The following is a 13,449-nucleotide window of genomic DNA, read 5'->3' as shown; positions in this document are numbered from 1 at the left end:
TCACTTTTTTCAAAGTGTCCATCTTACGGGTCACAGTTCAACCTTCCTGGCGGTTTTTTATTCGCACCTGGGTGCAATCACCGGCTGCGCCTGATATGAAACGAGAAGATATCGTTGCGCATATAGTCAAGCGAATAAAATAACGGACGGTTTAGTTCGTCGTAATGAACCTGCTTTAACAGAAGCACCGTAGTCTGGGGATGAAGAAGCAGCTGCTGGCAGTTTCGGTCGATGTGCAGCGGAACGGTAATTTCCGTATCGGCTTTGACGATCTTTACAGACAGGTGATTCTCCACAAAATGTAATAAAGATCCGGAAAACGGGACGCGGTCGAACAAATCGCCAACGACCGACACCGGCAAATAATTGACGGACAGCATGACGGGCTCGCCGTTCGCGTTGCGTATCCGTTGCAACACAGTGGCTTCCTCGCCCGAACGTATGCCTAATTTCACCGCAACCTCATCCGGACAAGGCGAATTCGCAAGCGATATAAGGCTTTCGCTTTCTGTCAGCCCGGCCAAGCGAATCATTTCCCCGGAACCGGATAACCGTTCCAGGTTACTGGCAATCGGCGGCAGCGGATCGATGACAAACGTTCCTACACCGTGCTTCACAAGCAGCCGACCTTCCGCTTCCAGCATCTTAATCGCGTCACGGAACGTTTCCCGGCTCACATGAAACCGTTTCGCCATTTGAATCTCCGACGGCAGCTGCTCTCCCGCATTGTAGACTCCTTGCTCGATCAGCTTTACGATCTGTTGCTTCACATACATCGACTTGGATACCGTATTCATCGTCTTACGTCAACACCTCTAGACATCTTAATCATCTTATTGTCAAGTCCGGTACACGGATTGTCAACCCGCAAACGCGAGAAAATCTATTGTGGTAACTGCATAAACATTTTCGTTCTCACCCGTAGATGCCCCGGCGTTACGGTAAACTGCACTTCTCCGTGAGAGTCGGTGCGAAACACCGCGATGCCGCGCCGTTGAAGTTTATCGATTACTGTCGGATGCGGGTGTCCGTACACGTTGCCCCGCCCGGCCGAAATGACGGCCGACTTTGCGCGCCATGCTTGCAGCCATTCGTCCGATGTGGAAGATTTGCTGCCGTGGTGCGCGATTTTGAGCACATCGATTGACGGTGCGCCCCCGCCTTCGCTATGAAGCCTGTTCAGCACGAACCGTTCCGTTTCCTCCCCGATATCGCCTGTGAATAGAAACGTCATCCCATACATCTCCAGCACAAATACGATCGACGATTCATTCTGTTCTTCCAAGACGGATACTTCATCGTTAGTACTCGGCGGAATCGGGTGCAGCATTCGAACTTGCGTCGCGTCGTCGATGCGGATAGAATCGCCTGCAGATGCGGGGGAGAGAGGAGTAGCTTTACGCAGTGCGGTCCGGAACAACGTTTCGGCGGTGTCGGTTTGTCTCAACGTTCCGTTAAACCATATGCGCCTCACCGGGATTTGTTCGATGACGGCCTGCAAACCGCCTATATGGTCCGTGTCCTGATGCGATATGAACAGCGCGTCGATCCGCTGCACTCCCCGCCTCTTTAACAGCGGTACGAGCAGATCCTCGCCCACCTCGTAAGGGTCTTTCCGTTCACGCCATTGTTGTCCGGGCTTCGTAAACCGCAATGTGCCGCCTCCGTCGATCAACACGGATTTGCCGGAAGGCGTGCGGATGAGGATCGCGTCTCCCTGCCCGACGTCAAGGAACGAGACGGTGCCGCTGCGGTCGAATGCATCCGGCGTGTAGGCGAATGCAAGCAGACCGGACAGCAGCAGCGCTGCGGCCGCGCAGCTTGACTTGGGCGTGAAGCCGAAGCGATGCCCCCATGCGGCGCCGGAGAGAGCGTTCAGCAGCCAAAACAATGCGGCGTAATAGACGGCAATCCACCATACGGGCGGACTCGCCCAGATGGTATACGCGCCTTCCAGCGCATTCATTCGCTCCACCGCCCAAAAGCAGGCCGCCGCCACCCGTTCGCCGCACCAAGCAGCCGCAGACGCAATAGTCGGCGTTAAGAACGAGAATAGCAGGGAGAGCGTTCCAAGCGGCAAAACGACAAAACTGAAAATCGGCACCATCGCCAGATTTGCAGGAAACGAAAGTAAGGAAAATCCGTTGAAATAAAATAAAGTAAGCGGAAACGATACGGCCTGTGCAACGAGCGTGACCGCAACGGCGGAACGGATTCCCCGATGCGCTATGGGGATCGCCGCATTCATTAAGGGAACGCCTATGATAAGTCCGGCCGTGACGGCAAAGGACAGCTGGAAGCTCACATCGTGCATATAATACGGGTTCCACGCCAGCATGGCGACCGCCGCGAAACTGAGCACGTGCAGCCCGTCTTTCAACAAGCGGCGGCGGGCGGCGTAAAGCGACAGGATCGCCATCATTCCGGCGCGAACGACCGAAGGGGAAGCTCCGGTGACGGCGATATAAAAAGGCACGGCGGCGATGGCGCAAGCGAGCTGCGTTTCGCGGGTAAGCGGCGAGCGGCGGAGAAGCCATAACACGGCGCCGACGTATATCGCCACATGCAGACCTGAAATCGCCAAAATATGCGTCAATCCGATTTGCGAAAACTGCCGGAACTGTTCCGGGTCCAGCCCGTCCCTTGCTCCGATGACCAAGCCCTGCATAAATCCCGCATAAGGCTCGGAGTATACGGCAGCTAGCCGCTGCGCAAGAGTCCGGCGAAATTCGTCGACATAAGACTGAGCGCGATCCATCGACAATCGGCTTCCGCTCCCGCTTCCGGCGTCAACGTTGTCCAATCCCTTCACGTTCAGCATCCAATGAATATGCTGCCGCCGCAAATATTCCCGGTAATCGAAAGCTCCGAAGTTCGTCGCGGGGAGCGGCGGCCGCAATGACCCCGAGGCTGTCAGCACGTCTCCTCTTTTCCACGTCAGCCCTTTCTCCTTCTCCTCCGGAGACGCGAAGCGCAAGTATACTTTCAACCGTTCCTTTATTTTCACAGGCCGCTTGCTTCCTTCAACGGCTGCCTCTTCGGTTTCAAGAACGAATTCCGCCCGGTCGCCGTCGATTTCCGGTTTGGACGCAATCGTGCCCCGGGCCGTTATCCCGGTCCCGTCATGTATATCGAAGGCTTCGGCAAGGCGCGAAACGTTATGCTTTTCGTTCCACATATACCAAGAGGCGCCAATGGTCAAAGCGAGTGTGTACAACCATAATCTTTGCAATCCCGTCCTGTTGCCGGCATCCTCTTGAAGCAGGCAAGCGCCGAGCCAAAAAACCGCCGTCATGGCGATCGCAATAAGTACATTCGCGATTTGTCCGCCCGCAGCTGCCGCCATTCCTATTACCCAATGCACCGCGACGCCCACAATCGGTCTTCTCATCCGAACCTCTCCTTGCCGCGGAGCAAAAAAAATAAAAACGCCGCTCTCCTTTCATGGAGAGCGGCGCGTGTGCTTCACGGCCGATAATTTAAATATTTAGGTGACGACTTTGCTCTGCGTTGTCCCGGGCGGCGGAACGTAAGACTCCAACCGCCGGAAGCGAATACCCATCTGCGCCATAAGCGCCTCGACTTTATCCGCGTCTTTCGGATAAGACCGGTGGAATACAATTTCCTTCACTCCGCTGTTGGCAAGCATATTGGCGCACGTCCAGCACGGCTGATCGGTGACGTATACGGTTGCGTCTTCCCGGTCGTGAGTATCGGTGAACAGCAGCAAGTTTTGCTCCGCGTGGATCGTGCGGACGCAGCGCTGCTTCTTAACCAGCGTTTCTCCACTGTCGCCTGCGGACATCTCGTACTCTTCCACGATCATGCAGCCTGCCTCGGAACAATCAGGCACCCCCATCGGAGCCCCGTTGTACGCGCTGCCGAGCAGCTTCTTGCCCTTCACCAGCACCGCGCCGACCTTCCGGCGAGAGCATTGGGATCGGGTTGACGCCATGTAGGCGATATCAAGAAAATAGGTGTCCCAATCTTTGCGCATGTTTGAAAGTTGTCCTCCCGATTTTCTACCTATTCTCGCACACCTTCCGGCGGATGAAAACAATTATTTTGGCGAATCCGCTTTATTGCCGACCGTTAACCGATGCTTCATCTTCGCGAACATTTTTTCCCCGATGCCCTTTACGTTCATAATGTCTTCGATCGTGCGGAACGGTCCGTGCTCCTTCCTGTGAGCGACGATCGCGTCCGCTTTTTTGGCGCCGATCCCCGGCAGCGTATCGAGGTCGGATGAGCTTGCCCGGTTTATATCGATGACCGTTTCCGTTTCGGCCGGATACGGCACTTGCTCCGGCTCCGATGACTTTGCGGATTCCGCAGGCGGAAGTGTGGCCTCTTCTTGTGACTGTTCTTGTGACTGTTCTTGTGACTGCGCTTTTTCCTGCTTGTGTGCCTGTGCCTGAACCTGCGCCACCGCCGCCTCCGCAGCTGTGTCCATCTCTTCCTCCGGCAAAAGCTTCGCCATGGATTCGTTGACTTCGATCCACTCCGATTCGACCGGTACTGACCATGGCGACCACACAAGAACAGCCGCCCCTGTCAAAACGGCAATAGCCGCGATGACAGCCCATGGAGAAAATCGTGCAAACATGAAAAACCTCCATAAAATGGGTATTTGCGTATTTCAACTGGTATAGGACAACATTTACAATTCATATAATCAATAAAAGCGATCTCTTGCTACGGATGAATGGCCCAGATAGAAGGAGGAGGAAACGGATGAACGTCGGATTCATAGGGACGGGCAGCATGGGCAGCATCTTGATCGAATCATTCATCAAAACGAACGCTCTCCAGCCGAAACAAATCATTGCGGCAAACCGCACGTTCCAAAAAGCGGAGCGTCTCGCCGCGGCTTACCCCGGGCTGCGCGCCGCCCGGTCGAATATTGAAGTCGTATTGGAATCGGACATTGTTTTTCTTTGCATAAAACCGAAGCAATTCAAGAAAGTGATTGACGAGATCAAAAGAGTAGTATTGCCGGAGCAATTGATCGTTTCGATTACCAGTCCGGTGCTCATTCGCCATCTTGAAGAGCATTTGCGATGCAAAATCGCCAAGATGATCCCCAGCATAACGAACTATGTTTGCAGCGGCGCGACTCTTGTAATGTTAGGAAACCGTTTGAATACCGATGATGCCGAACGGTTGGAAAATTTGCTTAAGCACATATCGAAGCCGTTAAAAGTTTCCGAGGAATATACGCGTATTAGTTCGGATTTGTCCAGCTGCGGACCCGCATTTTTGTCGTTTTTTGTCGAACAATTCGTGAATGCTGCGGTCGAGAAGACCGGCATTCCGAAAGAAGAAGCGGCCCGCCTCGCCTGCGAGATGGTGCTCGGCACAGGTCTGCTGCTCACGGCCGGCGGATTTTCTCCGGAATCGTTGCGGGAGCGCGTGACCGTGCCCGGAGGCATTACCGAGGAAGGATTGCGCATGTTGTCTATGGATTTGGAAGGCACGTTCGAACGGCTGATCCGCTCGACGCACAATAAGTATCACGAAGAACTGGAGAAAGTGGAGGGGTTGTTTTACAACCCCACCCAATGACTCGATTGTTCGATCACCCGACTACTATATTAACAAGCTTGCCTTTGACGGCGATGACCTTGCGGACTTCTTTCCCTGTCATCGCCTCTTTTACGTTCGGCAGCCCAAACGCGATTTCCCTAAGCGCCGTCTCGTCCGCATCCGCAGGAACGTTCGCGCGTTCGATGATCTTGCCGTTCACTTGAACGACAATTTCGACTTCGTCGTCCACCGTCCAACGTTCGTCATACTCCGGCCAAGGAACGTAACTGATGGAACCGGAATGGCCCAATTTCTCCCACAGCTCTTCGGAGATGTGAGGAGCGATCGGCGCAAGCAGCTGGACGAACTGATTCATGCCCTCAAGAGGGAGCGTCTCCAATTTATACGCTTCATTCACAAAGATCATCATTTGCGATATCGCCGTGTTAAAGCGGAGCGCTTCATAATCTTCCGTTATTTTCTTCACGGTTTTGTGCCATGTCCGCTTAAAGTCGTCGGTGCCGCCGTCCGAACGAATTTTCGGGTTCAGAGCGCCGTCTTCGGTCACGAACAACCGCCATACACGGTTCAAGAAGCGGTAAACCCCTTCCACACCGTTCGTGTTCCAAGGCTTCGTCGCCTCAAGCGGTCCCATGAACATCTCGTACATCCGGAGCGTATCCGCACCGTATTCGTTGACGATATCGTCCGGGTTGATGACGTTGCCGCGGGATTTGCTCATCTTCTCGCCGTTGTCGCCCAGTATCATGCCTTGGTTGACAAGCTTCCAGAACGGCTCTTTCGTCGATACGACGCCGATATCGTACAGCACTTTATGCCAGAAGCGGGCGTACAGCAAGTGCAATACCGCGTGCTCCGCGCCGCCGATATACAGGTCGACCGGCAGCCATCGCTCCTGCTTCTCCTTCGAGCAAATTTCCCGCTCGTTGTGCGGGTCGATGAAGCGCAAGTAGTACCAGCAGCTTCCGGCCCACTGCGGCATCGTGTTCGTCTCGCGTTTCGCGTTCTTGCCAGTCTCCGGATCGATCACGTTCACCCATTCCACGACGTTCGCAAGAGGCGATTCGCCCGTGCCCGAAGGCTTGATTTCATCGACGTCCGGCAGCAGCAGCGGCAGATCTTCGTCCGAAACTGCCTTCATCGTCCCGTCTTCCAGATGCAGCACGGGAATCGGTTCGCCCCAGTACCGCTGCCTGGAGAACAGCCAGTCGCGAAGACGGTACGTTACCTTCTTGCTTCCGGTGCCGTTCGACTCCAGATGCTCGATCATCCGGTCGATCGCGTCCTGCGTGTTCAAGCCGTTCAAGAAGCCGGAATTAATATGCCCGCCGTCCCCGGCGTACGCTTCTTTCGCAATGTCGCCGCCTTGCACGACCTCGATGATCGGCAAGTCGAACTTCTTGGCGAATTCCCAGTCTCGCTGATCGTGTCCCGGCACCGCCATGATCGCCCCGGTGCCGTAACCGCCAAGCACGTAATCCGCAATCCAAACCGGCACCTTTGCGCCGTTCACCGGATTGACGGCATATGCCCCCGTGAACACGCCCGTCTTGTCTTTCGCCAAGTCGGTCCGCTCGAGGTCGCTCTTTCTCTCCGCCGCTTCTCGATACGCGTTCACCGCATCTCGCTGCGCATCGGACGCGATCCGTTCCACCAATTCATGCTCGGGCGCCAAGACGCAATAGGTCGCGCCGAACAGCGTATCCGGTCTCGTAGTGAACACAACGAGCGAATGGCCCGGATGGCCGTCGATGTCGAACCGCACTTCCGCTCCGACCGATTTGCCGATCCAGTTGCGCTGCATCTCCTTAATGCTTTCCGGCCAATCGAGCTCTTCCAAATCCTCCAGCAGCCGCTCGGCGTAAGCCGTTATGCGGAGCACCCACTGCCGCATCGGCAAGCGGATGACCGGATGGCCGCCTCTTTCGCTTTTACCGTCAATCACTTCCTCGTTCGCCAGCACAGTGCCTAACGCCGGGCACCAGTTCACCGGCATCTCCGCTACATACGCGAGACCCCGTTTATACAGCTGCAAGAAAATCCATTGCGTCCACTTGTAATAGGACGGATCGGTCGTACTGAATTCTCTGTCCCAATCGTAACTGAAACCGAGCGATTTGATCTGCCTGCGGAAGTTGTCGATGTTTTTCTTCGTAATGTCGCGCGGATGTTTGCCGGTATTGAGCGCGTGCTGCTCCGCCGGCAATCCGAACGCGTCCCATCCCATCGGGTGGAGCACGTCAAAGCCGCGCGCACGCTTGTAACGCGAAATGATATCCGTCGCCGTATACCCTTCCGGGTGGCCGACATGGAGTCCGTCTCCCGAAGGATACGGGAACATGTCAAGCGCGTAAAACTTCTGTTTCGAAGGGTCGTCAAGCACCTTGAACGTCTTGTGTTCGTCCCAGTACTTTTGCCATTTCGGTTCGATCGATTGCGGGACGTACCCGCCCTGTGTTTGTTTCGCCGTCTCGGACATTGCCTGCACCTTCCTTGTTGTACTCAACTAAACTTAAAAAAGCCCTCGCCCCTAGCGGACATCGCTAGGGACGAGAGCGTTGTTCTCCCGTGGTACCACCCTAGTTAACGGAGCGCATGCTTTGCCATTCCGTTCACTCTTCCTCTTAACGCGAGGGTACGCCGCAATCTAGGGCGCTTATACGTTGCACCGTTCGATTGCGAAGCTTCAAGGCGAGTTCGCCGCCGATCCGCGTCGACTTGCACCGGTCCGTCGACTCTCTGCGTTTGCGGTTTCCGCGCGGTTACTGCTCCTTGTCGTTGCTTTTCGTTTTGCAATTATTTCAAATTATACCCGGCTCGCATCAGCAAAGTCAAGAAGAGTATGTCTGGCATGTGGCCAGAAGCATCTAATACTCATTGATTACCGTTCATGGTGTATTTTTCAAGCGCCTGTTACTGATAGGGTCAAATATGAGACTGTCGATTAATTGTGAACTTCCATGTATAAATTGAGCATTTGAATCTGGCTTTCCGTCTGAATTGCCGCCGTCTCCCGAAAAAGCACGTAATAACTTCAAAAAATGAAACTATTCCCTCCCAAACCCAAGCCTTGCACGTAATAACTTCAAAAAGTGAAACTATTGTGCCCGATCTGACTCATTTTCACCCAAAATGCACGGAATAACTTCAAAAAATGAAACTATTGCCATCAATCCAGCCACTTTCCGTGAAATAACTTCAAAAAGTGAAACTATTGTGCCCGATCTGACTCATTTTCACCCAAAATGCACGGAATAACTTCAAAAAATGAAACTATTGCCATCAATCCAGCCACTTTCCGTGAAATAACTTCAAAAAGTGAAACTATTGTTCCAGTTCATCATTGTGTAACCGGACTTTTTGATGTTTTTTCGGTTACATACAGCGTTTGTTTGTAATGCAAAGTCTGTAGTTCACAATTAATCGACAGCCTCAATATTGACCCTATTTATGTTTCTTCGCTTGCAGCGTCTGAAAATGGCTTTTGCGACCTTGCAACCGAAATTTCTTCGCTTGCAGCGTATGAAAACGCCAACAATTTATCGACAGTCTCAATATTGACCCTATTTATGTGAGTAAGGTCAATTTTTGACCTCACTAGGTAAGCGTGGTGGATATAGGAGGTCAAAAACTGCGCCTAATTCGCCCACTTATCCATAAATTCGGCTCCCGAATTTCGAATAAGATCAAATTTTGACCTCCCCCTCTTTGCGGAAACAGTGGTCGCTAAAGCAAATCATGCGTTCTACATCGCCGGCTTCCGCGCAGTAAAAAACATCCGCAAGGTGGAACGGTCGTCCACTGGGTCGAAAGAAAAGTCTTCATAACTGTTCACGTCGGTAAATCCTGCGTCCGAAAGCATGCGGCGGATAAGCGGCTCCGGATACGCCCGCTGGCGGTGCGTCTCGACCACTTTCACGTACCGTTCCCCTTCGCGGATGAAAATCGAGAGCCGATGCGTGATCGTGTCGGAGTGCTCGTCCATATCGCATGTCCATATGTAGGATACATCTTCCTCGTCAAGACAAAACGGCTCATTATCCGCATATTCCTGAAGCCGGTTGCTGTGATGCATATCGAACAAAAACGTCCCGCCCGGCGCCAACCCTTCCAGCACTTGACGAAACGTTCGCCGCAAATCGTCCTCTTCCAGCAAATAATTCATGCAATCGCATAGCGAAACGACCGCATCGACCGGCGCGCTCCACGACCACGATCTCATATCCTGGCATACCCAGTCGACCGTTCCGGCCAACGGTGTTTCGCTGCGGGCGGACGCCTCCTTATGCTTGGCAACCGCCAGCATATCTTCGGAGATGTCGATGCCCACAACCCGGTACCCGGAAGCGGCGAGCGGTAAAGCGATCGTTCCGGTGCCGCAGCCGAGATCGGCGACGGTGGACGGGCGCCCATGTGCCTCCCAGAACGCGTCAAGCCACCCGAGCCATTCCCCGTAAGGCATATCCGACATCAGGCGGTCGTACACATACGCGAAACCGCCGTACGGCCGGCTTGTCATGGCGCCTCATTCCCCTCGGATGTGGATTCGGATGCTGCGCCGGCCGCTCCCCGCTCCGTCAAGCGGGTCCAGCTGCCTTCCTGCTCGACAAGCCCTTCTTTCATCAGCTTACCTATCGCCCGCTTGAACGCCGATTTACTGATCCCGAACTTCTGGGAAATAATATCGGAGGGCGTCTCATCCGAGTAAGGCATCGCCTTGTTCGGCCGCTCCCGCAAAAAGGCGAGCAGCCGGTCCGAATCCTCCATACGGCCGACTTCTTTGCGCTGGCGCATCGACAGATTGACATGTCCGTCCTCGCGGACGAACGTAACCCTTGCGTGCACTTTCTCGCCTACGCGCAGCGTCTTTGTCCGCTCATGATCCGGAATGTATCCGATCGCGCCGAACCCGAGCACGCCGCCTTCGCAAACGACGAACGTGCCGGTGCGCAGCGTGTGGTACACCCAACCGTCAACCCAGCGATTGCGCCAATCGGAAGGCGCCCTGAACACGCGTTTGCTTATCGCATCTTCCTTCGCCGCTCTGGCCAGGAGCCGCCCGGATTTATCGCGGTCCAGCACGACATAGACTTCATCGCCTTCGACCGGACGGTACTTTGTATCCAAGGGAAGCTCCCCGGCAGGGAGCAGCACGTGGCGCGGAAGCCCGATTTCCAGGAAGCACCCCAGTTTCGGATGAATGTCCGCCACCATCAGACGGCCCAATTCGCCGAAATGAAGCAGCGGTTCCCGCAGCGTCGCCGTTAACCGGTCTTCGCTGTCATGGTACAAGAACGCGTCGACCGTATCACCCGCTTTCAGCTCTCTGCCGAGCGCTTCCGGGAAAGGGAGAAGCACCCTCCCGGCGCCGTTCGTCAAAATGAACCCGTGCTGCGTCTCTTGCGCCACCTGCAGCTTCTCCGTCGTTCCGGCTTCCATTCCCGTCACTGCCGCTCCTCCGTTCATGCCAACTCTACCGCTTTCGCGTCGGACCATATGCGCTCAATATTGTAGTACTCCCGTTCATCCCTATGAAACACATGCACCACTACGTCGCCGATGTCCACCAACACCCATCGCGCCGAGTCGAATCCTTCGACGCCCCGAACGCGGGTGCCGCGTTCTTCGGCTTTCTTCCGGATTTCCGTCGCAATGGATTGCACTTGCGTATCGGAGTTGCCGTGACAGATTACGTAATAATCCGCAACGGGCGATATGCCCTGCAAATCCAAAGCGACGATATTGTACGCCTTCTTGTCTTCGGCGGCTTCAACCGCCAGCTGCAGCAGCGCATCAGAGGTTATTGTCATTCTTCAGCCTCCCGGGCTATTATTGTTTCCAAGAGATCGTTGCGAGTATAAACCGTTAAAGGATAAATTCGTTTTCGTTTGCGAAGCAGTGAAACGATCGTACCGTCGAACGCGGCGAGCAGCGCCTTTTCCAAGCTCTTTTCCGCCAACCGGCGAATGTCCTCCACTCCGGGAAAATCTCTTCCCGGCTCGATATAATCGGCGAGACAAACGACTTTCTCAAGCAATGTCATTCCCGCCCGCCCCGACGTATGGTATCGGATCGCGTCCAATATTTCCGTATCTTCTATTCCGTATTCCCGCTTGGCCGCATAGGCTCCCGCATGCGCGTGCCATAGATCTTTATCGTAATCGAGTGCGCCGAGCGCGACCTCAGCGCCTTCGTGCAGGATCGCTTCCCGCTGCCTCTCGACCGGCCAAAATTTAGCGACGTCGTGAAGAATGGCCGCAATCTCGGCTTTTTCCGCGTCCGCTCCGAACGATGCCGCCAACGACTTCGAGCATGAGACGACACCCAGCGTATGCTTCCATCTCTTGGCGGGCATTTGCCGTTCGACGGATGCCATCAATCGGGAGACGAGTTCCTTATGATTCATAAAGACGGTTCTCCTCAATAAGGATTCGCACCTGATCAGGCAACATATACCGCACCGATAAGCCCTTGCGGATCCGGTCCCTTATTTCCGTCGATGAGATGTTCAATTCCGGCATGTCCGCAAACGATATTCTTCCTCGTACCGATGCGGGCAGTTCCGCCTGTTTGAAATTATAGCCGGGTCTCGCAACGCCAAGGAACTCGATATGCTCCGCGATTTCATCCATCCGGTGCCAGTACGTTAGATATTGAACCATATCCGCGCCTATGATCCATACGAATTGATCGTCAGGATACTTGCGCTTCAGCTCGATGACCGTATCGATCGTATACGATACCCCGCCCCGATTGATTTCAAGCCGTTCCAACCGAAAATAAGGGTTTCCCCGGATGGCCGCTTCCACCATCTTGACGCGATCGGCGGGAGTTGCACCCTGCAGGGGGGGCTTATGCGGCGGTTGATGCGACGGTATGAACCAAATCTCGTCGAAGCCGCCGGTCTCTCTTGCTCTTTCAGCCACAATGAGATGTCCGGTATGAATCGGGTCGAACGTTCCGCCCATGATGCCGATTCGCCTCGTCATGCGCCTCCCCCTCCCGCATTGTCCAACAAGCGCAGCACCTCGGATCGCATTGCTTCGACGGGAGCCGAAAGGCCGGTCCAATATTCGAACGCATACGCCCCTTGGTAGACAAACATGCCGAGACCGCCGTGTATGACGGCGCCCCGTGACCGGGCATCCCGCAAAAACTTGGTGATCAACGGATTGTAGATCAAGTCGCTGACAACGGTGCCCGGAACAATCATTGAAGGCTCTATCGGAGTTTCGTGCGTGTTCGGATCCATCCCGATCGGCGTCGTATTTACTACGAAATCGACTTTGCCTATAATATGGTCGATTCCCTCCCAAGCAATTCCTTCGGCCTCCGTTAACCGGGACAGCTCCTCCGCAAGCGACACCGCTTTGTCTTTCGTTCTGTTGGCGATCCATATGCGGGCCGGACGCTCGGAAGCAAGCGCGAGAGCCACGCCCCGGGACGCCCCTCCCGCTCCGAGCATCAAGATGCTCGAGCCCTCGATCCGGGCTCCGGTTTCTTCTTTCAGCGAACGAACGTAGCCGATTCCGTCCGTGTTATATCCGACAAGACGTCCGTCTTTGTTGACAATCGTATTCACTGCCCCGGCGAGGCTCGCGGTAGCGTCGATTTCGTCCAAATATTCCATGACGTGAACTTTGTGCGGGATCGTGACATTGACGCCCCGAAACCCGAGTGATCTAACGCCTTCCACCGCGCCCCGCAATTGTTCCGGACGAACATGAAACGCGCCGTAAACGGCATTCAACCCTGCTGCTTGAAAGGCTCTGCCTAACATGGCAGGGGATTTCGAGTGGCGGACCGGATCCCCGAATACGCCGTAAAACAACGTTTCGCTATTGACCGCAGTCCCAAGCCAACGCTCCGCTTCCCCCATCGGTTTCTCCTCCCAGCCCTGAT

12 protein-coding genes and 1 other annotated feature are annotated in these 13,449 nt (G+C 54.6%); of the genes, 1 reads left to right on the top strand and 11 read right to left on the bottom strand.

From position 1 onward, the window contains the following. Positions 1-77 precede the first annotated feature (77 nt). The 4 genes from JET16_RS16150 to JET16_RS16135 form a co-directional block, all read right to left on the bottom strand. On the bottom strand, positions 78-797 hold the full coding sequence (locus JET16_RS16150) for a GntR family transcriptional regulator (RefSeq protein WP_199617456.1): 720 nt from the start codon (positions 795-797) through the stop codon (positions 78-80). An 86-nt stretch (positions 798-883) separates the two neighbouring features. Continuing rightward, on the bottom strand, positions 884-3,391 hold the full coding sequence (locus JET16_RS16145; RefSeq protein WP_199617455.1) for a DNA internalization-related competence protein ComEC/Rec2: 2,508 nt from the start codon (positions 3,389-3,391) through the stop codon (positions 884-886). Between the two features lie 96 nt (positions 3,392-3,487). Further along, a complete protein-coding gene (locus JET16_RS16140) occupies positions 3,488-3,997 on the bottom strand; it encodes a deoxycytidylate deaminase (protein WP_199617453.1) in 510 nt (169 codons plus the stop codon). Between the two features lie 63 nt (positions 3,998-4,060). After that, positions 4,061-4,606, bottom strand: a complete 546-nt coding sequence (locus tag JET16_RS16135; RefSeq protein ID WP_199617452.1) for a ComEA family DNA-binding protein — start codon at positions 4,604-4,606, stop codon at positions 4,061-4,063. 128 nt (positions 4,607-4,734) lie between these two features. Here JET16_RS16135 and comER point away from each other — a divergent pair, with 128 nt between their 5' ends. Continuing rightward, positions 4,735-5,565 (top strand): late competence protein ComER, encoded by an 831-nt coding sequence (gene comER, locus JET16_RS16130; protein ID WP_199617451.1) that lies wholly within the window; start codon positions 4,735-4,737, stop codon positions 5,563-5,565. Positions 5,566-5,578: 13 nt separating this feature from the next. Here comER and leuS read toward each other — a convergent pair whose 3' ends face one another. From leuS to aroE, 7 genes are all read right to left on the bottom strand, one after another. Further along, positions 5,579-8,026 carry a leucine--tRNA ligase gene (gene leuS / locus JET16_RS16125; protein WP_199617450.1) on the bottom strand — a complete coding sequence of 816 codons (2,448 nt, stop codon included), beginning with the start codon at positions 8,024-8,026 and terminating at the stop codon, positions 5,579-5,581. Positions 8,027-8,089: 63 nt separating this feature from the next. Then, positions 8,090-8,335, bottom strand: a binding site (T-box leader). A gap of 957 nt (positions 8,336-9,292) precedes the next feature. Next, positions 9,293-10,066 (bottom strand): class I SAM-dependent DNA methyltransferase, encoded by a 774-nt coding sequence (locus tag JET16_RS16120; protein WP_199617449.1) that lies wholly within the window; start codon positions 10,064-10,066, stop codon positions 9,293-9,295. After that, a complete protein-coding gene (locus JET16_RS16115; RefSeq protein ID WP_233531688.1) occupies positions 10,063-11,013 on the bottom strand; it encodes a CvfB family protein in 951 nt (316 codons plus the stop codon). Before JET16_RS16115 ends, JET16_RS16120 begins: the two co-directional genes overlap by 4 nt. Further along, complete coding sequence (rsfS, locus tag JET16_RS16110; RefSeq protein ID WP_199617448.1) at positions 11,010-11,357, bottom strand: ribosome silencing factor; 348 nt, start codon at positions 11,355-11,357, stop codon at positions 11,010-11,012. The genes JET16_RS16115 and rsfS overlap by 4 nt, the downstream gene beginning before the upstream one ends. Beyond that, entirely contained in the window at positions 11,354-11,953 is a 600-nt protein-coding gene (yqeK, locus tag JET16_RS16105) for a bis(5'-nucleosyl)-tetraphosphatase (symmetrical) YqeK (protein ID WP_199617441.1), read from the bottom strand. The genes rsfS and yqeK overlap by 4 nt, the downstream gene beginning before the upstream one ends. Continuing rightward, positions 11,943-12,536, bottom strand: coding sequence for a nicotinate-nucleotide adenylyltransferase (locus tag JET16_RS16100; RefSeq protein WP_199617440.1), 594 nt, complete (start codon positions 12,534-12,536; stop codon positions 11,943-11,945). Before JET16_RS16100 ends, yqeK begins: the two co-directional genes overlap by 11 nt. Beyond that, complete coding sequence (gene aroE, locus JET16_RS16095; RefSeq protein ID WP_199617439.1) at positions 12,533-13,426, bottom strand: shikimate dehydrogenase; 894 nt, start codon at positions 13,424-13,426, stop codon at positions 12,533-12,535. The genes JET16_RS16100 and aroE overlap by 4 nt, the downstream gene beginning before the upstream one ends. Positions 13,427-13,449 lie beyond the last annotated feature (23 nt).

Source organism: Paenibacillus alkalitolerans, assembly GCF_016482785.1.
Taxonomy (GTDB): Bacteria; Bacillota; Bacilli; order Paenibacillales; family YIM-B00363; genus Paenibacillus_AE; species Paenibacillus_AE alkalitolerans.
This window is presented reverse-complemented; position numbering and strand designations above follow the sequence as displayed.